This is a genomic window from Verrucomicrobia bacterium S94 (assembly GCA_004299845.1).
Classification (GTDB): domain Bacteria; phylum Verrucomicrobiota; class Kiritimatiellia; order Kiritimatiellales; family Pontiellaceae; genus Pontiella.
In genome coordinates, this window is record CP036201.1 from 2,342,873 (window position 1) to 2,368,554 (window position 25,682).

Below are 25,682 nucleotides of genomic sequence, written 5' to 3' on the forward strand. Positions count from 1 at the left end.
AAAAAATGGACTTAACCAAAACACTCATAACCATAGCCTGCAGTTCTGTCACAGCGGCTTTGATAACGCTATTTTTTCAGAACAAACATTATAAAGGAAATCTCATCGAAAAATGGATTTCCGATTTGAGAAATGAATTAGCTCACTTACTTGGCCATGTGGAGGAATATCGTTTACTGGGAAACATGACCCCTCTTTCGAGTGATGTGCGACATCAGATTCATGCACGTAAACAAAAAATCCATCTTTTACTGAATGACAATAAAGATCAGGAAGAGATAGCCAAACTTGTCGATGAACTTATTCAAAAAGTAGATCAAGGCGCAGTATTCCAAGATGTCTCCGACATAGAAGATGATCTCATGGAAAAGTCGAGATTACTACTCAGGCAGGAATGGCATAATATTTCCCGTTTCAATGGGTTAGATATCACTTTAAAAATTATTGCACCAATCTCACTATTTCTTTGGTTGGGTTTCTATATTCTGGATCAAAAACTATGTGGCGTAATATCTGATGCTGTGGCCTCTGGCTCAAAAACCTACGGGGAAACTTATGGGCCTCTTTCTTTTTGGAAACCCATAATTTTTTGGTGTTCCTTTGGAGTTACAACCCTTATGGCAACTATCAACTTAGTTAAAATAAAATGATGCTAACCAGAGGCTTGACCTTACCGTGAAAACGCCCGTCGATCCGGTCGAAGTTTATGTGCACGGCAGGTCAGCCTTAACGTTCATATGGCTGAAGTTTTGTCAACAGGGCAAAAAAATATAAGACCCACTTTTTTCTCTCTTTGAAAAAGGGCCGGGCGATCGGAATCGGAGGCGGCCATGGAACCATTATCACAGGGTGATACGGTTGTTACCCGTTTACAGTGTATGCTCATATTCGTGGACTTTTCAATCCGCCCGGCCTCGGCCGGAGCGAATGGCACGTTCGTTTAAACAAACGCACTACCGACAGTATCTTTGATCACCGCGGCCTTGTACCCTTAGTCTGGGTATCGAGTGCTGGCCGTACTCAATGAAGCAGTAGCGACGTAACTCATAACGTTATCAAGGACCGGCCTCTGTATTTCCAGTGAGCACACCTCCGATTCGATCATCTGTAAAATATATATTACCTCACAAGGTGAGCCAGATCCCATAGATAGGAGGAGAGCTCACGTGCGATGGCTACTTGAATTTTATTGTGATGCACTTTTCTGAACATCAATTTATACCAACGGTTATTAAGTCGGTTCTGGGCGTGCCAGGAGAGTGCTCGCACTTCGCGGCTCAATCCTTCCTGGCGTTTGGAAAGTGCTTTGGAAACTTTTGGCGGCATACGGTAATGACCGGCACATTCAATGAGCATCCAGCGCGCATGCGAATTACCGCACTTGGTGATATTTCCCTGCCGGCGATGGTTACCCGTTGTGTTTTCTTTGGGAACCATTCCCGGAAATCCCATGAACAGTTTCGGATGAGCGAACCGCAGAAAGTCCCCCACCTCGGCGGTGAGCACCATCGCGGCGGTCGTCCTGAATCCCCGGAAGCCCATCAACGCCTCAACGAACGCGCGGCGGCTCCAGGTCTGCAGCAGCAGTTCCATCTGATGATCAATCCGTCCGACCTGCGCCGTAGCGGCATCGATTCGAAGCAGATATTCCTCCATTACCATTTTCTGCGCACGCTCCGGCATCACCAGTTCGCGCAGATAACGCATATGCGCCTCGGTCCAGCCGGCTTTCCCGGTATAGCGGTATCCATTGCGCAGCAGAAAACCCGAGAGCTGCTGCTTCCCGCGTTTGGTATAGCGGTATCCATTGCGCAGCAGAAAACCCGAGAGCTGCTGCTTCCCGCGTTTGGTATAGCGGTATCCATTGCGCAGCAGAAAACCCGAGAGCTGCTGCTTCCCGCGTTTCACCTCATTCACCGCATCGGTGCGGCCGCGGCAGACATCGCGGATCACCTCGTCCTCCACATTCGGGATATGAACGGAAATCAGTTCACCGGCCCGATGCAGCCGCGCGAGTTTGCATGCATCCAGCCGGTCGGTTTTAACTTTATCTCCGGCGCGTTCCGGAATTTTCGACGGAGCAATCACCTGGCAGTCAAATCCGAGTTTAATCAGGCGCCGCGCCAATACAAATCCCGTCGGCCCGGCCTCATAGCAGAGGTGCAGTTGCTCCTTCGTCAGGTTGTTATTTTTCATGTACCTCCGAATGAAGGTCAGTGTCCGGTTCATATCAGCCGAACATTTTCCGATGAGCTCTCCCCTGCAACGCCCGTCAAAGGCTGAACCGAATACATTTTCATCTTTGTGAACATCAATTCCTACGTATACTTCTTTCATGGCGTGCTCCTTTGGTTTGAATGCTTCGTTCATTCAATGTTGGATAGGCTCCGGCTCGCCGGAGCAGCCCACGGAACCCCCGAGGGCACGCCTCTTAATTTAAAGGGAAAATGACCGAGGCGCCATCAACTTCAGGCATAAGGTCTGGAACAACTCACTTGGGTGAATGAAATTTAATGAAACCTGATTTGCAGACAATTCACCGGACAACCTGCTCTGCAACGGACTTCCTGCTGTGCACGGACAACCTGCAATAAATCGTAGAAAACCTGAAATACTGACTTGCTCAAAACAGAGCAGCTTTTGCAGCGCGCATTTTTCTGTAAAGATAAATGATGTTTAATGTCAGGATAATACAGAAAGGGTGAATTTATGATCCGACGCAGATCGTTTCTGGCAGGTACGCTCAGTCTACCTTTTTTCCCCGGCTTATCGCACGCGAGCGAACCGACTGAAAAACGACTCTCTGCATTTGAGCCGGGGGAGCAACTGAGGTACAGCCTGGGCTGGCAGTTTATTGTGGCGGGCTATGCAACGCTGGAGGTGCTGCCTGATGAAAATCAGGATGGGGTCAAATTGCGCAGTTTCCAGATGCAGGCCAGAACCCGGAAAATCGTAGATTCCATCTTCAAAGTGCGGGACACGCTTTCCTCACTCACCACCTATGATGTGGACCGTTCGATGGGCTATTCAAAAATTCAGCGCGAGGGAAAAACAAAGCGGGATATTACGGTGGATTTTGACTGGGAGAATATGGAGGCCCATTATTTTGAAGCCCGGAAGCAGAAGTCGGTGGTGACGCCGGTTCAGGCAAATACACTGGATCCGCTTTCGGCCTTTTATTTTGTGCGCCGGCAGGAACTTGAAGTGGGTAAAACCATTGAAGGTCCGATGACGGATGGGAAACGCTGCAAAATTGCGCGGATCGAGGTGAAAGAACGTAAAACCATAAAAGTAAATGGAAAAAAGTATGACTGCTTTCGTCTGAAGCCGGATATTTCCGATGTTGGAGGCGTTTTTGAAAAAAGCAAGGATGCTAAAATTGAGATCTGGTGCACGGCGGATCACCGGCACATTCCGGTCCTGCTGAAGAGCAAAGTGGCGGTCGGCAGTTTTAAAGCGGAACTGATCCCGGATGAATAAGTCATCGAAAATCCCGGAGTTATCCGGGATTTTTTGTATTTACATCATGCCCCCCTGCCCTGCATAAAATTGCGATCGGCTTACAGAGGTCAGCCAATGGTTTGACACTGGAGATGAATTATAAAATAAGCATCAAAAAATGCTCCCAAAGCGGTGATGGGGAGAAAGGATCATCATGAAAAGAAGCCTGGCCCTTTTTGCAGCGGCAGCCCTGCTGAGTGGCTGCACAACAGTCAACATGATTTCAACAGAGAAAACCGATATGATTACGCACTCCGTCTTCTTCAAACTGAAACACCCTGCGGGCTCTGCGGAGGAAGCTGCATTCCTGACTGAAGCGCAAAAACTGGCGGTAATTCCGGGCGTTGGAAATTTCCAGGTATTGAAAGAAACCAGCCCGAAAAACGATTTTGCCTATGGTCTGACGATGACGTTTGAAAACCAGGCCGCATACGACGCCTATAACAACCATCCGGACCATGTTGCTTTTGTTCAGCAGATCTGGCTGAAAGAAGTTGAAGCATTTCAGGAAATCGACCATGTCCCTTTCGGGAAATAACGATCCGCACAACCTAGCAGTTGCTGCACCGGATATATTCCGAAAATCAGCGTCGGTGATATAAAAACCCACAAACGGTCTGGATCAACGAATAATCATCTTCGGCGCTTGATCTTATTCGGGGTCGTTGCGGCCTGTAATCCGGGCAAAAGAACAGGATTTTAAATGTATCGCGAGGCAGGCCGGAGACCTGCTTCGCACACATAAAACCGGATCCGCCTGAGTTCCGTTTACCGGGGGTTAAGCACAACAAAGGTAGGCAGCCCCTGAACGCCGAATTCGTTCATCACCGCCAATGTATTTTCATCTGTAGGATCCTCGGCGATATATTTGATGAAGGTATAGTCCGCGAGACGCGCCTTTACCATCTCATCTTTAAAGGTGGTTTTATCCATTGCTTTGCAGTTCTTGCACCAGCTTGCCCAGAAATCCAGGAAAATCGGTTTTCCAGCGGCATGCGCTTCAGCAAACACTTCGGCCAGACCGGCATTTGAAGATCCATCGATGACCATATGCCCCTCTATCTCACCTTCATCAGTGATATCGGCCGGTTTAAATGCACGGAAACTCAGGTTTCCGTAGTAAAGCGCAAAGAAGATGATACCCACGCCGAAACCGTATTTCACATACTCCATCCATTTTCCCGGTTTGGGAAGAAAAGCGAGGCCGGCACCGGCAAACGGCCAGGGTAACGCCATTCCGATACCCAGCACAAACGGCAGTGCCAGACCGGCCGCAGCGTTGGCTTCATAGACATTGGTAGCCAGCAGGAGCACAGCAATCACCACCGGAGCAACACAGGCTCCTGCAAGCAGTGCTGCCACAGCCCCCATCGTCAATGCCACCCAAAAACTACCCTGCTTCTGTGTACCACCGCCCAGTTTTGACTGGAATCGGGAGAAATCAATGTGGAAGACATCAAACATAGCCAGAGCCAGCACCACAAAAATCAGCGCAATACCCAGATTAAACCAGGGATTAGCCTGAATGGTACCGAACTGCGAACCCGTCAATACAACGCCCACACCGAGCAATCCATACACGAGCGCAATGCCCAGACCATACACACCGCCCAGTGCAAATCCTCGCCCTTTCGATCCGGCCTGCGCGCCGGCGCCGATGATGGCCAGATTGATCGGCACCATCGGAAGGACGCAGGGAGTAAGGTTCAGCAAAAGCCCGCCGAACAGAATAAAGATAATGGTCAACAGCAGTCCCGACTCGCGAACAAAGGCCACCGGATCGGAAAGAAACAGCTTAAAACTGCTGACCTTCACCGCTTCACCTCCGTTTTCTGCCGTATCCAGAAAATCAATAAAATCTTCGGCGCGCATGTAGCCCACCGCAGATCCGCCGACAGCAAAGCGGTCCCGCTCGCTTTTCCAGTCATTGAACTCTGCTTCCGTCTGAGCGGTTTTCAACGCGGTTTCCGAGGACCCCGCCGGCGCTTCCAGTTCAACCACCTTGGTCTGCGGAAGAAAACAGACCTCGTCGTTACAGCCCCAGTATTTCACGTGCACCGCGCCGGCACCTCCGGAAGCGGGAGCCCAGTTATATTCGGCAGAAAAAGAATGCGCATAAACCGGCTTCGGCTTCCCGGTATTCGGATCGGTGACCTCTTTAGTTTCGGGAAGCTGCAAAGCAGCCTGTTCATTTCCAAGAGCGTCCAGCACCTTGAAACTGTCCGCATAGAGATAATGCGACTCAGGGACGTTGACATCGACGCGGACTCTGTCGGAGTCCGGAGTAACGGTAACCTCAAAAGGGTCGCCGAACTGACCAAAGGATGAAAGTACTAACTGTACCGTGAACAACAATGCGAACCAGGTTTTCTTCATACAATAACTTCCTATTTTTTATTGGTTCCTTCGACAGAGCACCCAAACTATAGTTCATTCTTTTACAGGTAAAAAATTATATGGATAAAACAGTCGCACAGAGAACCGTAGCGACCGGCGTGGTACAGACGCTGCGCGACCGGGGATATATCGCCTTTTTTGCCGGCGGCTGCGTCCGGGATGAGCTGCTCGGCCGCACTCCCAAAGATTATGATGTAGCGACTGATGCCCATCCTGAGAAAGTGGAAAAAATTTTCCCGAAAACTGTGCCGATCGGCAAAGCCTTCGGTGTAATTGCGGTCATTCAGAATCATCAGATCATCGAGGTGGCCACCTTCCGCGAAGAAACCGGCACCCTGGATGGACGCCATCCGGAAACCATCACCTTTTCGGCCGCCAAAGAGGACGCTCTCCGCCGCGACTTCACGATCAACGGTATGTTTTTTGATCCGATTCAGAACGAACTGCACGATTATGTCCATGGGCGCCGTGATCTGGAACGCCGACTGATTTCCGCTATCGGCGATCCTGCGGAACGGTTCCGCGAAGATCATCTTCGGATGTTGAGGGCGGTACGTTTTGCACACACACTGGATTTTGAAATCGATCCCGAAACAGAAACAGCCATTCAGGCGATGGCCCCGCTTATCCGGAACATCAGTGCAGAACGTATTGAACTGGAGCTGACCCGTACACTGACGGAAAGCAGCAGAGCCGGCCGTGCACTTAAACACCTGCATGCACTCGGTCTGATGCAGTATATCCTTCCCGAACTGGTTCCCATGGACGGACAGAAACAGCCGCCGCAGTTTCATCCGGAAGGTGATGTCTTTGAACACACCTGCCTGATGCTTGATGCCATCAATGAAATTCCGCAAACCGATGCATTCACCCGGCGCGAACTGGCCTACTCCGTCCTGCTGCATGATGTCGGCAAACCGTCCACCGCGTCAGTCGGGCCGGGAACGGACGGCCAAACCCGTATCCGATTCAACGGACACGCTGCCGTCGGAGCCCGCATGGCCGAAGACATTCTGCTTCGGCTGAAATTTCCGAATATTGAAAAGAAACGCATCATTACCGCCATCGCCGGGCATATGCGGTTTATGGACGTCCGGAATATGAAAGCCTCCACCCTGCGCAAAATGATCGGAGCCGACACCTTTGAACTCGAAATGGCTCTGCACCGGCTCGATTGCCTGGGTTCACACCGCATACTCGAAAATTATGATTTTATCCGCGCCTATCAGGAAAAAATGGCGGATGAACCGATTCTTCCGAAACCGCTGGTCAACGGCAGAGATGTCATGAATCTGGGCATTGATGAAGGCAGAACCGTCGGCCGGATCCTGAAAGCGGTATACAATGCCCAGATGGAGGGTCAGATCCGCAGCAAAGAGGATGCCCTCATCTGGATTAAGGAAAAATATCTTTAATTCACAACCCGGAATCCACCGGCATTCCGGGGCACCAGTTCCAGTACGCCCTTATAATGAACCACCGGAGCCTCCACCCGCAGTCGGCGGCCTTTGTCCACCGCATCGCGTTCCTCCTCGGAAACGCAGCAGTCCCTGAAGAGCAGCTGAACAGTGCCGGTATCATCGGACATAGGATAAATCACCCCGCCCGGAATGGAGCGCGGTTCCCCCAGCACCCCCTCCACAATCACTACCCGTCCTTCCATCAGCGCATGGATCTCACCGATTTTAATTTCCTCCGCCGATGCCTCACCCATTCCAGGGCGCTGTATCCACTCTTCTCGGATCACCTTAAGCTCAAGACGCCCATTGTATTTCTGAACCAGGCCGGTGACTTCGAGCGGTTCGCCAACCTCCAGCACCGGAGGGCGTTCCAGCCAATGGATGATATCGATACGGCCTGTAGGATCTTCCAGCACAATCCTGTACGGTGCCTTTGAACCGGCCCGTGGATTCCAGATCCCGGAAACCACCCCGTTCACCCGCATGGTTTCTCCTTCGCGGTCGGGCGTGACCCGGGAAATCCGGAATTCAGAACCGGCCGATTCAACCTGACCGGTCCTCCGGATCGTCGTTGCCCGCAGACTGATATAGTTTCCGACTCCGACCCGAAGATTTCCTTCGGCTTCCACACGGGCGCCTCCGGGAAACAGCGTATCCACTGCACCGGCCGGAACAAATACCGCAAGCTGTCCGGTACCGTCATGCAGAAGATGAAAGACAGAACCGCTTTTCAGCTTTCGGGCGGGCTCGAGCAGCACCCCTTCCATCCGAACCCGTTTAAAGTTCATATAGGGTTTAATATCGGCCACATGCACCATGCCGGGTTCACGGCCGTTCACCGCACGGAAAATTATAACAGCAAGAACAATCAGACCGCAGTAGGTTATTATGCGAACCGCACCATCCCACGGTTTCTCTAAACGAATTCCGCAGTTTGAACACCGATCGCTACGTTCAACCATTGCTCCGCATCCGGAGCAGCGAACCGGTTTTCCAGACTTTGGATACAGGGTCATTCCATCCGCTAAAACGCACCAAAGAGCACACTGCCGAACGATGTTACCGGAGAGGCTTCGCGCAGATCGTCAACCGCAGCGCGGACATCTTCAACCAGTAGCGTAGTTTCATTATAAAGTTTGGCATCGCGCACCAGCATACCAAGCGTACCTTCCCCGTTATTAATGCTTTCAGCAATCTCCCGGGCGGCGGCCATGGTGGCATCGAAATTTTCATAGAGCTCGGCATCTTCGGAGAGCAGTTTGCCCACCGTTCCCTCACCGTTGGCAACCCGGTCGGAAATCATACGCAGATTCGCCATCATTGCGGCAGCATCGTTATAGACGGCATCGTCGGTCAGCAATTTACCCACGGTGCCCTCCCCTTCAGCAATACGGCTGACAACCCCCTTCAGATCTTCCGTCAGCACCGCCATGTTTTTATACATGGTATCGTCATTCAAAAGCTGCCCCAGCGTACCTTCACCGTTTTCCACCGATTTAATCATACGCTGAAGCCCGTCAACCGCTTCAGACAGCTCCGCAATCATATCAACCGGTTTGGAGCCGAGAATGGTTACATTTTCACCCAGCAGCGGTGCGTCTTCGGGGCCCTCGTAGATTTTAAGGTATTTTCCGCCCAGCATCGATGCATCGACAATTTCAATCTTATACCCATGACGCAACTGCAGCGGAACATCCAGCGTGGCATAAACATGCACACGGCTGTTTTCCAGCGAGGTCTGCTTCACCCGCCCGACGTTCATGCCGCGCAGATAAACCGAATCGCCCTCGCGCAGACCGCCGACTTCGGTAAAGACAAATTCATACGAATAACTCTCGCTCCACAGCTTTTCACGGCTGAGCACTATGGTGAAAACGCTGAGAGCAATGAGCACCACAAACATGAAAAGACCCACCAGGATCTCAACGCTGACTTCACGGCTGAATTTATTCATGACTGAACTCTTCCCACTTGCCTCTCTTCGTGATGTATTGCGACTCCAGAAAACGCCGCACCGTCTCGTTTTCTGATTTTATGAAGTCCGCCGGCGGAGCATTTTCCACAATTTTTCCCTCATGCAACATCATAATACGCGATCCTATAGCCAACGCACTGTGCAGATCATGCGTCACAACAACACTCGTTATACCGAGCTGTTCACGCATATCCACGATTAAATCATCGATTCGTCTCGATGTCACCGGATCCAGTCCGGACGTCGGCTCATCGTACAGCACAATTTTCGGATCCATAATAATAGCGCGCGCCAGACCGGCACGTTTCTGCATCCCCCCGGAAATGTCCGACGGAAACTTGTCACCGGCATCCCCCAGACTGAGCAGTTCCAGTTTTTCGCTCACCCGCCGATAAATCTCCTCTTCTTTCAGACGGGTATGCTCTCGCAGCGGAAGAGCCACATTGTCGAAAACGCTCATCCACTGCAGCAGTGCCGCACTTTGAAACAGCACCCCGAACTTTTCACGAACCGCCCGGAGATCGCGACGGCTCAGATCGTTGATCACTTCACCATCAATGGAAACAGTTCCCGAATCCGGAACCATGAGGCGGATCATATGCTTGAGTGTGACGCTTTTACCGGCTCCGGAAAGCCCCACAATCACAAACGTCTCCCCCTCGCCGACCTCAAAGTTCACACCGTCGAGTACGTTCCGGTTTCCCAGTTTTTTTGTAACCTGATCAAACCTGATCATACGTAAAAAAGCCTCGTTATCATGTACCCCACCACGAGAATCACCAGGAAGGATATTACGACAGAGCGCCGCGTAGCCTTACCCACACCCACTGCGCCCTCGGTCGTCATAAACCCCTCATGGCATGAAACGGTGGTGATGATGATTCCGAAAACGAATGCTTTAAAAAGCCCGACATACAGATCTTTATTCGTAGCGAACTGCGTGGCGTTATCCATATAGGCCGTCACTGAAACCCCAAGCTGCGTCACGCCCACAACCGCCCCGCCGGCAATCCCCAGAATATTGGTATACACCGTAAGAATCGGCATCATAACACACAGCGTAAAAAGGCGCGGCATAACAAGAAAACGGTTGGGATTGATGCTCATCACTTCGAGCGCGGCAATTTCCTCGGACACCGTCATGGTTCCCAGCTGCGCCGCAATCGCCGATCCCACGCTGGCCGCGATAATCAGTGCCGTCATAAACGGCCCCATTTCACGGATAATGGAAACCGCAACCGCAGAACCGATAAATTCCTCCTGTCCCCAGCGCTTCAACTCAAGCCCGGTCTGCAATGCGAGAATCATGCCGGTGAAGAGCGCCACCACGGAAATTACCGCCAGACTCTTAATTCCGGTGATATAAAGCTGCGAAACGGTTTCGGCCCGGCTGCGTTTACCGAATGCAAACTGCAGAAACCAGACCGCCTCAAACAGCATAAACATGGCATGCCCGGTATCGTGCAGCACCTGCAGCACCCGTGCCCCCAGCCGCTGGGCCGAGTGCACCGGATAGCGCATATAATCTATGTGTAAACGTGCTATGGCTCCTGCTCCTTATCTCCGCCGAACCACATAAAAAGGAAACGGTATCGGCGATCATCCTGCTCCTTTTTATAGCCCGCCAATCCCTTGAGCAAGCTCCATTCAAACCGCTCCTCATCTTTATGGCGAACCTGCCGGTACAATCCCCACAGCACATGATGCCCTATTTCACCCTGATCATCGACCCGCCGATAGAGCGTCCACCACGGCGCCCAGTTCCGTTCAATCCCCGGCGTATTCCGAAAAGGCCAGAGCTCCAGCATCCGGAAGCGGGAACGGTCTCCAATCCGGTCCCAGCTCATCAGCGGCCACAGCTTCCAATAGCCGGTAAATGCCTCGCCTTCAACATACGGCCCGGAGTTTTCGATCATGACATCGGTCTGCGAATAAAAAAAAGGAATAATTTTGCGGCGCCGCTGCTCATGCGCAGTATAGGTGGTTTTATTGTTCCAGAACAGTGGCCAAAGCCAGTACTGACGCTGCTGGGTGCCGAGTGATTTTTTCCCGTAGAACGGCCAGAAAATGCGCTTATGCATCTCTCCGTCAGCCAGCTGGATAAACGGCCACGGCGCGTGAACAATCCACTGATTATCACTGCTCATATAACGGAAAAACGGTGGAATCAGCCAATAATTATCCGCCCGTTCGGTTTTGATCCGACCGTAGACCGGCACCAGAATAAAGCCGCCGCCGGGATTGCGTTCGTTGATGTATTTCACCTGACTGTAAAGCGGCCACAGATAGTAGGTTTTCTCAAATTCGCCTTTGAGCCGGTTATGCCCGTAGAACGGAAGTACACGGAACCGGTCGACCTTATCGCCCTGTGCCGACGAAATCAGCGGCCACAGCACCGTCCACGACTCCACATCATTAATCCGGCTGGTGTACCAGGCGGGAAAGAAAACAAACGAGGCTTCGTCGCGCGCCATAAATTCATAGAGATTTCCATAGATTGGAAACAGCGCCCAATAGTTCTCCCCTTCTTTATTGATTCCACTGAACCAGAAGGGAAAAATCCAGTTGCGGTGCCGCTCGGTATCCGCCTCAAATTCAGCGGAATGCCCGAAAAACAGGAAGCGGCTGTATGTTTCGTCCTTGAATCCTTTCTGCGTATAAAGCGGCCAGAGGTAATCCTTCCGCCAGCGCTCCGGCTCCGTGAAGTGGGAATAGAATGGTCGCCAGGCATAAAACGTTTCATTACTCTCCGCAACGCGGGCATAGAGCGGGTCTCCGTCGATCTGCGCAAACGTGCTGACCGACAAGACACAGGCCAGACTGACCAGCAGCCGCCTCATTCATACCTCAACGCATCAACCGGCTGCATCATGGCCGCCCGGATGGCGGGAAGCACGCCGGCCAGAATACTGAAAACCATGACAATCAGACAGACAAGCACAACGTCTTCCGATGTGGTACGGGAAGGCATCTGACTGAACTGATAAAATTCCGCCGACATCAGGTTCGGGTTGAACTTCCGCAGAAATTCAAGGATCGCATCGAGATTCCCCGAAAACCAGATCCCCAACGCAGAACCCAGCACACAGCCCAGTACGCCCTGCACAATGCCGAGAAATAAAAAGATACCGACGATTTTTCCGGACGAAAACCCAACCGCCTTTAACAGACCGATTTCATGTGTTTTCTGAATCCCCATATTGATCAGATTGATCGAAACGCAGAACGCGGCGACCACCGAAATGGCAATCAGCAGCAGAAACATCATATTTTTTTCCACCGCCAGTGTACTCAACATGCTCTGATGAATATCCACCCACGAACGGATGGTCAGAAAACGGAACCAGTTCAGACTGTCATCAGCCAACATGGCCTCGCCGAGTTTTTCACGGATTTTAAGACTGGTTTCATCCACCGTAAACGGATCCTCTGTAATCAGCCGCAAGGTTTCCACCCCCTCTTCAATGGCAAAAACATCGCGTGCTGTAGGCAGAGAGGTGATCATATAGCCGGCATCAATCTCATACATATCGACCGAAAAAATACCCGAAACCGTCAATTCAGCCGGCAGTCGCAGTTCGTCTTCGCTCACAAAGCATTCCGGCGAATAGACGGTTATGGTATCGCCGATACCCACACCCAGCTGCATCGCCAGACGGCTGCCGACCACCACCGTTTCCTCCTCCACCGGGAGCTCCCCCTCAATCAGGTAGGATTCAATATCGGAGATTTTCTTTTCCAGTTCCGGCTCGACTCCCCGCAATACCGCCGTAATTGCCTGGCCGTAGCGCGTCATCATCACAAAGCCTTCAACCGCCGGAGCGGCGGCTTTGACTTCCGGCATTTCATTCAGCACATCCAGCACCGGCTGCGCATAAAATGCGGAATTTCCGCGGGTTGAAATCTGAATATGCGAGTCCAGTTTGATCATGTGCTCTTTATGCACATCGTCAAAACCCGTCATCACCGAAAGCACCACAATCAGAATCGCAACGCCCAGCATAATACCGCACATCGTCAGAATCGTGATGAACGATACCATCGAGCGCTTCGGCTTCAGGTATTTAACGGCCAGAAAGAGTGAAATCGGAAGTTTCATTCAACAGGTGTAGCACACGTTAAATATGTTCAACCACATATTGTTTCACCAGATCAACGTCGTTGGCGATGGATTCACAGCGGGTTTCTACATTTTCCAGCGCGTCGAGCGCCGGATGATGCACCGCTTCGCCGGTGGCATCAATAATCGCCTGCGTGAATTTAGCCGGATGCGCCGTCGCAAGGCAGATTGTCGGAACTTCCGGAGACCGGAACATTTCAGCAACGTAAACGCCGACCGCCGTATGCGGATCGAGCACATACCCGTATTGTTCTTTGTACCGTTTGATGGTTTCGAGCGTGGATGCCGTATCTCCACGACCGGCCGCAAAAAGGTCGTCCACTACACCGTTATCATTCAGAGCCACCTTCAGAGCACCTTTATCCTTGAAATCGTTCATCAGACCAGTGAGCTTCACCGCATCCTTACCCACTTTGAAATAGAGATAGCGCTCAAAATTGGACGCCACCTGAATATCCATCGAGGGACTGATGGTCGGAACCGCCTGCGCCTTACTGTATTCGCCCGTATTAAAGAAACGGGTCAGAATATCATTTTCGTTGGTCGCCAAAATCAACCGACTGACAGGCAGCCCCATCTGCTGCGCGAGGTAGCCCGCCAGAATATCGCCGAAGTTGCCGGTCGGAACCGAAAACTGAACCGAAGACGCACCCGTCTTTTCCATCGTCCGGAACGCCGAATAAAAGTAATAAACGGTCTGCGCCAGCACACGTGCCCAGTTGACCGAGTTCACTGAGCCGAGCGAATGCTCTGTTTTAAACGCCACATCACCGAACGTGGTTTTCATGATATTCTGGCAGTCATCAAACGAACCGTCGACCGCCAGATTAAATACATTGGCATCCAGCACACTGGTCATCTGCTTTTCCTGCAGCGGACTGGTCCGCCCTTCCGGATGCATAATGAAAATATTGATATTCGGCTTACCGCGAACCCCATGAATTGCCGCACTGCCGGTATCACCCGACGTCGCACCCAGAATATTCAGCTCCCCCCCCGATTCTTCAGAATATAGGCAAAAAGGTTCCCCAGAAACTGCAGCGCCACGTCTTTAAACGCCAGCGTCGGCCCATGAAAAAGCTCCAGAATCCGGAATTCACCCACTTCAACCGACGGACAGACCTCGGAATGTTCAAAGGTGGAATAGGAATCGTCAATCAGCTTTTTCAGGTCCGCATCCGGAATATCCGAGGCAAAAAGGCGGATCACCTCAAACGCAAGATCGGTATAGGAAAGGTTCGACCACGCCTCCAGTTCATTTTTAACATTCGGAAGCTTTTCCGGCAGCAGCAGTCCGCCGTCGGGAGCCAGTCCGGTCATCACGGCATCCTGAAATTCAATGGGCTCCATCTGCCCGCGTGTACTGATATATTTCATATGACATTCCTCAAAAAATGGTTGACGCAGGATCATTAATGACTTCCCGGAATGATGAAAGCCAAATTTACCCCGCAGCTCTTCCAAAAACAATGAGCCGGAAAACTCCGACCTTACATGATCCCTTATTTTTTTACTGCGGATACTCTCCAAGACTCCGGCTTTGAGCAGAATTGACCCCCTTTCGGTCGTTTTCTTTCTTTCTACAGGACCGGCGACCGATTCCGCCTTTCAAAAAGGTCCTGTACCAACTTTAACGACTAATTCGTCAAAATCTGTTTTACCGCCGCGGTTGTGCGCGTTAGCGTCTGATTCATTCAACGAGGATGTTTTTTATGAATACGATTCAGCAGATTGAGAAAACCGCACAGCAGTTGCTGCCTCTCTATGCCCATCAGGATGCGGATCTTCCCGACCGACCGCTCTGGGCTCATCCGGAAATTGATCAGGTAATCGAGGCCCTGCGCATCCTTTCAGATGTTCTCTTTCCCGGCCGTCACATTCCTGAACCGGCGGATTTCAAGAATTTTTTTATTAAACAGCTGAAAAACACAGCGGAACTCCTGCAACAGGAGATTGAGAAAGCGCTGCCGTTCCGCTGGATCGGCGCCGCCTATCTTCACGACCACAAAACGCCGGAGGAAAACCTCTATATTACCTCCAATTCCATCGTGAACGAATTTCTCGCCAAAATCCCCCACATTCGGGAAATGCTGGTGGAAGATGTCAAAGCAGCCTACAACGGCGATCCCGCCGCCCTGAGCTATGCTGAGGTCAAGCTGGCCTACCCCGGTCTGGTGGCCATTACTTCCCACCGTATCGCCCACGAACTCTACAACCTCGATGTACCGATCATCCCCCGGATTATGAGCGAATATACCCACTCGCTCACCGGGATCGACATCCACCCCGGTGCCACCATCGGCAAAGGCTTCTTTATCGACCACGGCACCGGCGTCGTTATCGGCGAAACCTGCCATATCGGTAACAACGTCAAGCTCTACCAGGGCGTCACCCTCGGTGCGAAAAGTTTCCCGCTCGACGAACACGGCCGCCCGATCAAGCACATCCAGCGCCACCCGACCGTCGAAGACAACGTCATTGTCTATGCCAACAGCACCATTCTGGGCGGCGACACCGTCATCGGTGCCGGCACCACCGTCGCCGGCAACGTTTTCCTGATGGAAAGCACCCCACCGCGCAGTCTCGTAACCCGCTCGGAAAACGGCGTAAACATCCGCACCCGCGAAGTGCACGGCCACGGATTGGGAATTTGAAGGGGAACGGGAAAAAGCCCCGATGGTCTGCATCTTTAAATTCCCGGCTTTTAAGGTTTTCGACAGACCGCCTTTTTTCCGCGAAAAAAGGATAGACTTGCTCAGGTCCTTTCCCTATACATAACCCTCTTTTGCGCGATTCCCCGATCTCGCATAGACCTGAATTTAACGAAATGGTGGTATTATTATGCCGAAAATGAAAACAAAAAAATGTGCAGCCAAACGGTTTAGCAAAACCGGTAGCGGCAAACTGAAGCGCAATCACATGGGCGGAAGCCATATTCTGTCGAACAAGAACCGTAAACGCAAGCGGAAGATGCGCAGCCAGGACATCGTCCACTCGGCCGATATGAAGCGCATTACTCCGTACATCTAATTGCCGAGGAGATTAAACCATGCCAAGAGCAACCAATGGACCGGCGTCACGCGCCAGAAGAAACAACCGCCTGAAACTTGCTAAAGGTTTCCGCGGTGCCCGTAGCAAACTGTTCCGTCAGGCTACCGAAGCCGTCGATCGCGCACAGGCTATGGCTTACGTTCACCGTAAGCACAAAAAACGCAGCTTCCGCCGCCTGTGGATCGTCCGCGTTAACGCAGCCTGCCGCATGAACGGTATTTCCTACAGCCGTTTCATCGACGGATGCAACAAAGCCGGAATTACCATCAACCGCAAAATGCTGTCCGAAATCGCCATCCACGATGCCGAAGGATTCAGCAAAATTGTGGAAGCGGCCAAAGCCAAAGTTGCATAACGCAGCGCAGGCCTGATTGCACAAGAGCTCCGGAATTCCGGGGCTCTTTTTTTGTGCTCCCTCCTTTTATTCCTCATCCCCCTTCACTATCGTTTTCCAATCATTGGAAAATCAGGGAGTACAAATGATCAAAGAAGCCATTTCAAAACTCGTCAGCCACGAAACCCTTTCCCGCGCGGAAGCTGCCGCCACCATGACCGATATTATGTCGGGCAAGGCCTCCGAAGCCCAGATCGGTGCCTTCATCATGGGCGTACGCCAGACCGGCGAGACTCCGGAAATTATTGCCGGCTGTGCCGAGGTCATGCGCGCCAACGTCACCAAAATAAAGTGCAAAGATCCCAATGCCGTTGATATCGTCGGCACCGGAGGCGACGGAGCCCACACCTTCAACATCTCCACCACCGCCACATTCGTCATCGCCGGCGCAGGCGTTACCGTGGCCAAACACGGGTCCTACGGCGTATCCAGCAAATCCGGCGCCGCCAATGTACTCGACGCGCTCGGCGTGAATATTCAGTACAGTCCGGAACGCGCAGAAGAATGCCTGAACAAACTCGGCGTCGCTTTCCTTTTTGCCCCCGCCCTTCACCCCGCCATGAAACATGTGGTCGGCCCGCGCCGTGAACTGGGCATCTGGAGCATTTTCAACATTCTCGGCCCGCTCTGCAATCCGGCCGGCGTCAAAAACGGCGTCATGGGAGTCTTTAAACCCGAGCTCGTGCCGATCATTTCCGATGCCTGCGCCCAGCTCGATATGAACTACCAGTTTATCGTCCACGGCAACGACGGCCTCGACGAATTCACCACAACGACAACCACGCTTGTCACGGAAATCCGTCGTGGAAAAGTGGAAACCTATGAACTCCAGCCTTCCGGCCTCGGTTTCAAAACCGCAAAACCGGAAGATCTCATTGGCGGAAACCCGGCGGAAAATGCCGAAATTACACGGAATATTCTTCAAGGCGAAAAAGGTCCGAAGCGCGATATTGTTCTACTCAACGCCGCCTTCGCAATCATGAGCGGCGGAAAAGCGGATACCCCTGCGAATGCAATCCGCCTCGCGAAAGAATCCATCGATTCCGGAGCCGCCCTTGCAAAACTCAATGCCCTGGCGGAAATGTCTCAGAACTGAAACTCCGGTTTCCTTCAAAATAAACATGCACAATGTGAAAGGCACCTCCCGCGAGGTACCGAATAAAAAGATCCGCCTTTCTTCTTTCAGCGGCCCTTGCTCTTCCTACCCCTGAAGAAGAGAATGCCCCTCCACGAAATTCGGAACCCAGAATCAATCCGGTCAGCAGATGGATCCGGACCGGATTATGGATCAGGGCTTCATCCGCGTGCTGACCCGCAACAATCCGGCCTGCTATTTCATGCATCGCGGCCGGCTGCCGGGTTTTGAATACGAAATGGTTCGGCGGTCCGACAACTCACGACATCAATAAAGACGGCTATATATCATCCGACGAAGCTCCGATGGAGCAGAGATCTTAGTCGGAAACCATTCCGGGTGACCCTGATCATATTCAGCACCTTTACCGTGAGTCGGACTCATCACCGGAGCGTCTCTGTTCAATTTCAGCGGTTTCCGAAACCACACGCGGCGTTTCAAAAAAATGCCTGTAAAGATACTCTTTGACCGGTTCCAGGCCCTCACCAAGTTCAGCCGAAATTTCAAAAACAGATTCAGTGGTCCGCTGTTTGAATTCTCTGAGATTCTCCTCGGCACCCGGGGTGTCCATTTTATTGGCAATCACGAGATAGGGCGTACAGGACAGCTCTTCCATATGCAGCCGCAACTCTTCTTTCAGATGCAGAAAATCATCGGTCGGATTACGGTCGTCCGTGCCGGCCATATCGAGCACAAAAAGAATGAAGCGCGAGCGCTCAATATGACGTAAAAACTGGTGCCCGAGACCGACCCCCTCGTGAGCCCCATCGATCAGCCCCGGAATATCGGCAAATTTAAGGCGGCTGAAATTGGGATATTCCAGCGTACCGACAATCGGATTAATCGTCGTAAATGGATACGGCGCAATTTTCGGATGCGCATTGGTCAGGCGGCTCAGCAACGTCGACTTTCCGGCATTCGGATAACCCACCAGGCCGACATCGGCCATGAGTTTAAGCTCCAGCCAGAATGTTTTTTCTTCACCTTTAGTGCCTTCAGTATACTGCCGAGGTGTCTGATTCGTAGAACTTTTAAAGCGGACGTTGCCAAGCCCGCCATGCCCACCTTTACAGATCACCAGCTCTTCACCGTCTTTGGTCAGCTCGCCGACAAATTCACCGGTATCCGCATCGGTAACCACCGTACCCGGGGCCACTTTAACAATACAATCTTCAGAATTTGCACCGTGCTTCTGCTGTCCGGCACCACTCCCGGCATGCCTTGCTTTTACATGCGGCTGATAGTAAATCGGGAGCAGTGAATCCTCATTCACATCGCACCGCAGAATCACCGAACCGCCATGGCCGCCGTCACCGCCGTCAGGGCCGCCTTTCGGAATTCCCTTTTCACGCCGGAATGAAATACTGCCATTGCCGCCGTTACCGGCCCGGGCATAGAGTTTTACGCGGTCTTTAAATACAACGTGTTTCATAAGGAAGTAGTTTTACGTTTTATGTGACAAAGAGTTAAGAACCAAGTTTCAGCTTTCGGAAAATGTTTTACCGGCGCTTCTTTGTCTTGAAATGCAATACCTGAAATCAGCGTTTATTCATACAGCCGTTTACTGCATAAAAAAAGGCGGGCTTAACCCGCCTCTAAACTGTCGTGCTTAAAAAATTCAAGCCGTGACTTCTTCGCGAATATGAATCTTGCGCTGACGCTTGTTGAATTCAACAACGCCGTCTTTCAATGCAAAGAGTGTGTAGTCCTTACCGCAACCGACGTTTACGCCGGGATGAAAACGGGTACCAAGCTGACGAACCAGAATAGTTCCCGCTGTTACTTTTTCACCGCCGAAACGTTTAACACCGCGACGCTGTGCATTCGAATCGCGACCGTTGCTGGATGAACCCTGTCCTTTTTTATGAGCCATGACAAACCTTCCTACAACTTATGCGTTGATAGCTTCCACTTTAATTTTGGTCAGTTCCTGACGGTGACCGATTTTACGACGATATCCTTTACGGCGCTTCTTCTTGAAAGAATAAATCTTATCGCCGCGCAGATTTTCAACAACCGATGCCGTCACTTTGACACCGTCAACAACCGGAGTTCCGATAGAAAGCTCGGAACCGTTGGATACGGCCAGAGCATCGAACTCAACGCTTGCGCCGGCTTCTTCAGCAAGCAGTTCAACTTCAAGGACATCGCCCTGCTGAACACGATACTGCTTACCGCCGGTTTCAATTACTGCATATGCTTCCATAAATAACCTCAATACCCTTGCAAGGGCGTTCTTTCCAAAAAATCAAGGGGCGGAAACTACGGAATCACCCCGCAACTGTCAACCCCAAACAAACGCGAATTCTTTGCGTTTTTTCAAGCGAGGCCGTTCTCCGGCAACCGCCCCGCAAAATCGGACATTCCGGAGTTCTCCACACTCCGAAAAACAAACAGATAAAGTAAGCTCTGATTCCACTCCGGTCAAGTACCGGATACCTGCCCGTCAGGCACAATCACATTTCCGGCTCAGACTGGTATGACACATGCTTAATTTTCTCATCAAAAAAATAAAAGGGTTGTATTTCTATGAAAAAGGCATTTCCTCTCATCGGATGCGCTGTATTGCTGCTTGCCGGCTGTAGCGTTAAAGTTGCGTCATCACTCGAAAAAACCCTCAACGAAGCCGTCATAGATCACCGCGGCGATGCAGTGGACAGCGATTACGTACTCAATACGGACTTTCTGTTGCTCTACTTTTCCGGTCACTGGTGCGGCCCCTGTCGCAGCTTCACGCCCGAACTGGTGAAATATTATAATGACAAACAGGGCGGTCACCTTTTTCAGGTGCTGTTCGTCAGTTCCGACCACTCCGACTCGGAAATGAATCATTACATGGAATCTGCCGAAATGCCCTGGCCGGCCGTGATCTATCATTCCGAAGCCCGAAAAATACTCAAACGCCAATACGCCGGCTCCGGCATCCCGCAGCTCGTCCTGCTCGATAAAAACGGCCACATCCTTGCCGACAGCTTTAAAGGCAAAAAATATCTCGGCCCCCGCCACGTACTCAACGTACTCGATGAGCGGCTCGAAAAACGCCTCAAAAAACGCGAAGTCGATCCCGTCGGCCTTTCCGAAATCACCGGAAAAGATCTCCCCACCCCGAACCGGCTTGCCAGGAAATATCGCGTCGACGGCTTTGGAAAAAGCAAAAATGAAAATGTGGCCTTTATCAACGGCGATATTGTCATGGCCGGGCAGGAACTTGAGGATGGCGTTGTTGTTGAAGCCATTACCGACAGCTATGTAGAGATTTCATACGAAAAGAATAGATATAAGCTTTTCCCGTAATGAAAATATGAGTATTTCTTTCTGCATGTCAGATCGAATACTATTAATCATTATGGCTGTGTGCCTGCTTATCGGCGGGTACAAGCTCGTTTCCAGATCCCCCAGCGAAACCAAAGAGACCGCCCCCAAGACGGCTTCTCCTGCAGTTGATTCCGCTAAAACCGACTCCGGAAGCGCCACGCCGCAGCCCCACATCGCACCGCCCCCTCCCCTTGAGAAGGCATCCTCCGTCATAACTCCGGCACCGGCCGTCAACATCCCGAAACCGGCCACCGGAAAAAACGCCGCACCCGAAACCCCACCGAAAATAAGCACAAAAGAACTTCGCAAACGCTATCATGTCGAAGGCATAGCACAAGGCAGTTCCGGGACCATGGTCATGATTAATCAGACCCCTCTGAAAGAAGGGGACACCCTTGGCGAACTCAAAATTGAGAAAATCGGACAAAACCACATCGACGTCATCTTTCAGGGGCAAAGCTATCATCTACGCGCCGAAGTATTCTGATCGAAAAAAATTTAAATAAACCGGATTGACTCTGCCCGCCGGCACACGTATAAAACCCGTCTTTTCCGGGGGATTAGCTCAGCTGGGAGAGCGTTTGAATGGCATTCAAAAGGTCGTCGGTTCGATCCCGATATCCTCCACCACTTCAAAAGGACCTGCAGAAATGCAGGTCCTTTTTTTGACACTCATCTATTCCGCCAATTCACTTACATCGCGTTTTAAGGCAGCTTTATACCCTGCACGAGAGGCAGGAGCGCGTTCTTTTTCCTTCAAGTCCAGACCTCAAAAAAGCCCCCGCCAAAATGACGAGGGCTTTTCTATTTCCCACATTCTGCGCGCCTGAATCAGTCTTCGAGAGGCCGAATCCAGATATTACGAAAGCGAACCGGATTCCCATGATCCTGCAGCTTCAACGGAAGAGCATCGGCATGAGCGGAATAAGGCCAGGCGGCGTGAGGCCCGCGCCAGCCGGTCCCCCCGGACAGAAAGATATGATCCTGCACTAGTACACCGTTATGCAATACGGTAAACGTGGCCTTGCGCTTCACACTCCCGTCCTTATTAAACAGTGGACGATGGAAAATAATATCATAAGTCTGCCACTCACCAGGCGGCAGACAGGCATTCACCAGCGGTTTTTTCCGGCCGTACAGCGCGGCAGCCTGCCCATCGGGATAGGTTTTATTATTGTAACTATCCAGCACCTGCACTTCATACGTTCCCATCAGAAACACCCCACTGTTTCCCCGCCTCTGCCCATCACCTTTAACCGTCACAGGTGCGGCCCATTCCACATGCAGCTGACAGGAACCGAAACTTTGCCGGGTCTGGATATACCCGGCCTTTTTCACGGATTCCAATGCACCGTCCACAAGTTTCCATCGGGTTGGATTGCCTTTGCCATCGGTCCAGTTTTTCAGCGAAGCCTCCGTACCGTCAAACAGTACAATCGCATCAGAAGGTGCTGTACCCACCCGGTCACCGCAACTCGGAGTTCCCGGAGTAACGATCGGCGGCTGAGGCTGAATACGCTCATCTGTTTCATGCACCAGAATACCGTCTATTGTCATGAAATGAACGTCTTTACCTTTCGCATCCTTCTCAACCCAGGTCCTGATTTCCGGTTCATGCAGCGGCATGCCCGGCTCGGCCGGAACCCAAAACCCGCAAACCGCTGAAGCAAATAATACCATTAATATTTTTTTCATCATTTCTCCTGTATCCCCGGTTTAAAACAAACGGAAGCATACGGTTTACTCCACCTCCGCCAAAAGTAACAACAGAATAATGAACGGGAACCGGAAGATACATCTGACACCGGGCCCGGCTCTCCCCTCAGCTCCACTTCATAAACCCCGATTTCTTTTTTGCGATGCTCCGGCCCAGCGCGTTAGATTGCCCTTATGGACCATCTGACACCAGAACATCGCTCATGGAACATGAGCCGGATCAGGGGAAGAGGCACCAAACCTGAACGGCAGGTCCGCTCCTTGCTGCATCAGGCCGGCTACCGGTTTACAGTAAACGGACCAAAAAACAGAAAACTGCCCGGAAAACCAGATATTGTTCTCCCGAAATATAAAACGGTCATTTTCGTCCATGGCTGCTTCTGGCACCGCCACGGCTGCAGAAAATCCACCATGCCGAAAACCCGCACCGCCTGGTGGCAGGCCAAATTCAACCGGAACGTTTCCAATGATCGGAAAAATCAGGCCCGGCTTACCGAACTAGGCTGGAATGTAATCGTTATCTGGGAATGCGAACTGAAAGAAGCCGAAGCAGTCAGCATCCAGCTGCTGGCCGAACTTTCCAGAGCCGCCACCCAAGCCATCCGCTACCCGACTGCCGAAGAGGAAAAATTATGGAAAGCGGCGGAACCCCCGGCTGCATATTCCGCACCGACCTCCGAACAGCATCAGAGTGCCCGACCCACCAAACCGCACCACTAAGCGAGCGTGATATCGACAGCAGTCGGATTTCGAAAATTATCACTGACCGAACAGCGATCCTCCACCGACTTCAGCCATTGTGTTTCATACCATTTACTAAAACATTCCGGTCTTAACGACAGCGTTATTCCGCGCAGAGGCGCAGAGAGCGCGGAGCCGTTTATGACTGAATTTCTCTGCGTCCTCGGCGCCTCTGCGCGGGATCAAATTTATACCGGATAGTTTTAACGTTTGGTATCAGTTGCTTCATCCGCCGGAGTGTCCGGCGAAATTTTTACACCGATCAGTTGATACCCTGCACGCTCTTCGTTACTCATCCCCGGGACTCGGAAACTGAAAAGCAACACCGGGCCCGGACGACACCGATGCAGACAGAACCAAAAGTTCTGCGTTAGAACAGACTTCTACCTGTCCGATTCACATGCCGTTTTTAAAAATCTAAAGAGCCGCCGGCCGCAGACGTGCAATCAGCTTTTCAGGCGGCTCATTTTCCTGATGTGCCATGGAAATGGTTTCGAGTTCGCCGATTTCCGATGCGGAACCGCAGTTTTTCTCAAGGGCGCTGTCGACGGCATTCAGATATTCAACAAAATGCATTTTTGACCAGTTCATAAAACCTTTCTTCCGATTCTGTTTATTCAGTATTCCTGCGTTTTCTCCGGAATCCCGCTGATTCCATCATAAAGCCGCTCATTACACCCCGTTCAGCCGTCCGGAAACTGACGGCAGTATTCATACATCGCCATAGAAGTGGCAGTGGCCACATTATGCGAAAAAGGCATCCCCCAAACCGGAATTTCAACAACCGCGTCAAGCAGCGCCAGACAATCCGTCGAAAGACCTTCGCGCTCGGCCCCGACAACAAGTGCGGTTTTTACCGGAAAGACATAATGGGCAAGCGGCGTGGAATTGGTAGTCTGTTCCAATCCGACCAGCGTATAGCCTTCCTGCTTCAATTTTCGAAGAACCGGCGGCAGACTGCTTTTCACCGTAAGACTGACCTGCCCGGCACCGTCGCGGGCAATACGGTCGACAAGCCGCACATTTCCGGTCGCCAGAACTTCCCGGACACCGCAGCAACCTGCAGTGCGTATGATAGTGGACAGGTTGACATGACTGCGCAATGGACTGCAGGCAATCAGCAACTGACGTTTTGCCGTAAGCTTTTGCGGCGGTTTATGGCGGATATGCTCGAATTCGATCATTATTCAGCCCTTGTGGCGAATCCCTGACGCCTGCGGCACCTTTATTCCGCAGGAAAACAGATGCAACGGCTCAGGCGTTGATTTGATTCCAGGCCGGAACCGGGCCGGTACAACGCACCGAACGCCTTCTCTGCTACGCACCGTGCCTGCCTCCGATAGATGCCGGGAACCTACGCTAACCCTTCGGATACCGCAAGAAAAAGCTTTTTGCCACATGCCCATCGAAACTCTTTACAGCCACTTTCTCCGCCGAGAGTACACCCTCCGGGCGAACGTTGTGCTGTGCTGTCGAAGCCCGAATGATCAACAGACGGGATCACCCCATTCGTGCATACGGCGGGCATAGCATTTCCGATGAGTATCCAGAAACGTTCTGATCTCCTGATCATCCATCTCATCAATAGCCTGGTTGGCTTCCACTTCCGGTTTACCCCGGAGCTGCCGCAGCGGACAGTTCCGAGCCGCTGCTTTATGAGGACATTCCATAACCAGCCCTTTAATCCATATTCTATTATTCAGTTTCTGATTCATAGTTTCTCTCCGCTCTCACCACGAGGATACACCCGATTCCAAAACTGGCGACAAGAAAACAACACTAGCGCTTCTTTGTATTTCATCTTCCTAATCAACAGCATGTACAAACGGGCCCCATCCGGAGCCGTAATGCAAAAAGGCCGGGAGATCTCCCGGCCT

Annotated in this window: 25 protein-coding genes, 1 tRNA gene and 1 pseudogene; 13 read left to right on the forward strand and 14 right to left on the reverse strand. The window is 51.7% G+C overall.

Annotation, left to right across the window (positions count from 1 at the left end):
* The first annotated feature begins 5 nt into the window (after positions 1-5).
* Positions 6-650, forward strand: coding sequence for a hypothetical protein (locus tag EGM51_09975; protein QBG47704.1), 645 nt, complete (start codon positions 6-8; stop codon positions 648-650).
* A gap of 469 nt (positions 651-1,119) precedes the next feature.
* Here EGM51_09975 and EGM51_09980 read toward each other — a convergent pair whose 3' ends face one another.
* Positions 1,120-2,370, reverse strand: a complete 1,251-nt coding sequence (locus EGM51_09980) for an IS110 family transposase (GenBank protein ID QBG47705.1) — start codon at positions 2,368-2,370, stop codon at positions 1,120-1,122.
* A 339-nt stretch (positions 2,371-2,709) separates the two neighbouring features.
* Between EGM51_09980 and EGM51_09985 the strand changes: the two genes are divergently transcribed.
* Together EGM51_09985 and EGM51_09990 are read left to right on the forward strand one after the other, a co-directional pair.
* Positions 2,710-3,480: a DUF3108 domain-containing protein gene (locus EGM51_09985; protein ID QBG47706.1), complete on the forward strand. Its 771-nt coding sequence runs from the start codon at positions 2,710-2,712 to the stop codon at positions 3,478-3,480.
* 262 nt (positions 3,481-3,742) lie between these two features.
* Positions 3,743-4,039 (forward strand): Dabb family protein, encoded by a 297-nt coding sequence (locus EGM51_09990; protein QBG49292.1) that lies wholly within the window; start codon positions 3,743-3,745, stop codon positions 4,037-4,039.
* 230 nt (positions 4,040-4,269) lie between these two features.
* Here the strand turns inward: EGM51_09990 and EGM51_09995 are convergent, their stop codons facing one another.
* Complete coding sequence (locus EGM51_09995; protein QBG47707.1) at positions 4,270-5,877, reverse strand: DUF255 domain-containing protein; 1,608 nt, start codon at positions 5,875-5,877, stop codon at positions 4,270-4,272.
* Between the two features lie 80 nt (positions 5,878-5,957).
* Here EGM51_09995 and EGM51_10000 point away from each other — a divergent pair, with 80 nt between their 5' ends.
* Together EGM51_10000 and EGM51_10005 are read left to right on the forward strand one after the other, a co-directional pair.
* Positions 5,958-7,313 carry a CCA tRNA nucleotidyltransferase gene (locus EGM51_10000; protein QBG47708.1) on the forward strand — a complete coding sequence of 452 codons (1,356 nt, stop codon included), beginning with the start codon at positions 5,958-5,960 and terminating at the stop codon, positions 7,311-7,313.
* A 494-nt stretch (positions 7,314-7,807) separates the two neighbouring features.
* Positions 7,808-8,278, forward strand: a complete 471-nt coding sequence (locus tag EGM51_10005) for a hypothetical protein (GenBank protein QBG49293.1) — start codon at positions 7,808-7,810, stop codon at positions 8,276-8,278.
* Positions 8,279-8,382: 104 nt separating this feature from the next.
* On the opposite strand, the gene EGM51_10010 is transcribed toward EGM51_10005, so the two are convergent.
* The 6 genes and pseudogenes from EGM51_10010 to EGM51_10035 all read right to left on the reverse strand — a co-directional run bounded on the left by EGM51_10010 (position 8,383) and on the right by EGM51_10035 (position 14,830).
* Positions 8,383-9,312, reverse strand: a complete 930-nt coding sequence (locus EGM51_10010) for an MCE family protein (GenBank protein ID QBG47709.1) — start codon at positions 9,310-9,312, stop codon at positions 8,383-8,385.
* Positions 9,305-10,069 (reverse strand): ABC transporter ATP-binding protein, encoded by a 765-nt coding sequence (locus tag EGM51_10015; GenBank protein QBG47710.1) that lies wholly within the window; start codon positions 10,067-10,069, stop codon positions 9,305-9,307. Before EGM51_10015 ends, EGM51_10010 begins: the two co-directional genes overlap by 8 nt.
* Complete coding sequence (locus EGM51_10020; protein ID QBG47711.1) at positions 10,066-10,854, reverse strand: ABC transporter permease; 789 nt, start codon at positions 10,852-10,854, stop codon at positions 10,066-10,068. The genes EGM51_10015 and EGM51_10020 overlap by 4 nt, the downstream gene beginning before the upstream one ends.
* A gap of 20 nt (positions 10,855-10,874) precedes the next feature.
* Positions 10,875-12,173 carry a hypothetical protein gene (locus tag EGM51_10025; GenBank protein ID QBG47712.1) on the reverse strand — a complete coding sequence of 433 codons (1,299 nt, stop codon included), beginning with the start codon at positions 12,171-12,173 and terminating at the stop codon, positions 10,875-10,877.
* Positions 12,170-13,432, reverse strand: coding sequence for an FtsX-like permease family protein (locus tag EGM51_10030; protein QBG47713.1), 1,263 nt, complete (start codon positions 13,430-13,432; stop codon positions 12,170-12,172). Before EGM51_10030 ends, EGM51_10025 begins: the two co-directional genes overlap by 4 nt.
* 19 nt (positions 13,433-13,451) lie before the next feature.
* Positions 13,452-14,830, reverse strand: a pseudogene (locus EGM51_10035) (threonine synthase).
* 335 nt (positions 14,831-15,165) lie between these two features.
* On the opposite strand from EGM51_10035, the gene EGM51_10040 reads away from it, so the two are divergent.
* The 4 genes from EGM51_10040 to trpD all read left to right on the forward strand — a co-directional run bounded on the left by EGM51_10040 (position 15,166) and on the right by trpD (position 17,994).
* A complete protein-coding gene (locus tag EGM51_10040; GenBank protein QBG47714.1) occupies positions 15,166-16,107 on the forward strand; it encodes a serine acetyltransferase in 942 nt (313 codons plus the stop codon).
* Between the two features lie 187 nt (positions 16,108-16,294).
* Complete coding sequence (locus EGM51_10045) at positions 16,295-16,483, forward strand: 50S ribosomal protein L35 (GenBank protein ID QBG47715.1); 189 nt, start codon at positions 16,295-16,297, stop codon at positions 16,481-16,483.
* Positions 16,484-16,502: 19 nt separating this feature from the next.
* On the forward strand, positions 16,503-16,859 hold the full coding sequence (locus EGM51_10050) for a 50S ribosomal protein L20 (GenBank protein ID QBG47716.1): 357 nt from the start codon (positions 16,503-16,505) through the stop codon (positions 16,857-16,859).
* Positions 16,860-16,983: 124 nt separating this feature from the next.
* Positions 16,984-17,994, forward strand: coding sequence for an anthranilate phosphoribosyltransferase (trpD, locus tag EGM51_10055; GenBank protein ID QBG47717.1), 1,011 nt, complete (start codon positions 16,984-16,986; stop codon positions 17,992-17,994).
* Between the two features lie 403 nt (positions 17,995-18,397).
* Here trpD and obgE read toward each other — a convergent pair whose 3' ends face one another.
* The 3 genes from obgE to rplU form a co-directional block, all read right to left on the reverse strand.
* Complete coding sequence (gene obgE / locus EGM51_10060) at positions 18,398-19,465, reverse strand: GTPase ObgE (protein ID QBG47718.1); 1,068 nt, start codon at positions 19,463-19,465, stop codon at positions 18,398-18,400.
* A 186-nt stretch (positions 19,466-19,651) separates the two neighbouring features.
* Complete coding sequence (locus tag EGM51_10065) at positions 19,652-19,906, reverse strand: 50S ribosomal protein L27 (GenBank protein ID QBG47719.1); 255 nt, start codon at positions 19,904-19,906, stop codon at positions 19,652-19,654.
* Between the two features lie 18 nt (positions 19,907-19,924).
* A complete protein-coding gene (gene rplU / locus EGM51_10070) occupies positions 19,925-20,239 on the reverse strand; it encodes a 50S ribosomal protein L21 (protein ID QBG47720.1) in 315 nt (104 codons plus the stop codon).
* Between the two features lie 323 nt (positions 20,240-20,562).
* Here rplU and EGM51_10075 point away from each other — a divergent pair, with 323 nt between their 5' ends.
* The 3 genes from EGM51_10075 to EGM51_10085 all read left to right on the forward strand — a co-directional run bounded on the left by EGM51_10075 (position 20,563) and on the right by EGM51_10085 (position 21,978).
* Entirely contained in the window at positions 20,563-21,327 is a 765-nt protein-coding gene (locus EGM51_10075; protein QBG47721.1) for a redoxin domain-containing protein, read from the forward strand.
* Positions 21,328-21,334: 7 nt separating this feature from the next.
* The gene (locus EGM51_10080) at positions 21,335-21,835 is read left to right on the forward strand and encodes a hypothetical protein (GenBank protein ID QBG47722.1); all 501 of its coding nucleotides are present in this window, start codon (positions 21,335-21,337) and stop codon (positions 21,833-21,835) included.
* A gap of 67 nt (positions 21,836-21,902) precedes the next feature.
* Positions 21,903-21,978, forward strand: a tRNA-Ala gene (locus EGM51_10085).
* A gap of 201 nt (positions 21,979-22,179) precedes the next feature.
* On the opposite strand, the gene EGM51_10090 is transcribed toward EGM51_10085, so the two are convergent.
* Positions 22,180-22,974 carry a DUF1080 domain-containing protein gene (locus EGM51_10090; protein ID QBG49294.1) on the reverse strand — a complete coding sequence of 265 codons (795 nt, stop codon included), beginning with the start codon at positions 22,972-22,974 and terminating at the stop codon, positions 22,180-22,182.
* Positions 22,975-23,238: 264 nt separating this feature from the next.
* On the opposite strand from EGM51_10090, the gene vsr reads away from it, so the two are divergent.
* Positions 23,239-23,784, forward strand: coding sequence for a DNA mismatch endonuclease Vsr (gene vsr / locus EGM51_10095; protein ID QBG47723.1), 546 nt, complete (start codon positions 23,239-23,241; stop codon positions 23,782-23,784).
* A gap of 704 nt (positions 23,785-24,488) precedes the next feature.
* Here the strand turns inward: vsr and EGM51_10100 are convergent.
* Positions 24,489-24,989, reverse strand: coding sequence for a TrmH family RNA methyltransferase (locus EGM51_10100; GenBank protein QBG47724.1), 501 nt, complete (start codon positions 24,987-24,989; stop codon positions 24,489-24,491).
* Positions 24,990-25,292: 303 nt separating this feature from the next.
* Positions 25,293-25,520 carry a hypothetical protein gene (locus EGM51_10105; GenBank protein ID QBG47725.1) on the reverse strand — a complete coding sequence of 76 codons (228 nt, stop codon included), beginning with the start codon at positions 25,518-25,520 and terminating at the stop codon, positions 25,293-25,295.
* Positions 25,521-25,682: the final 162 nt, after the last annotated feature.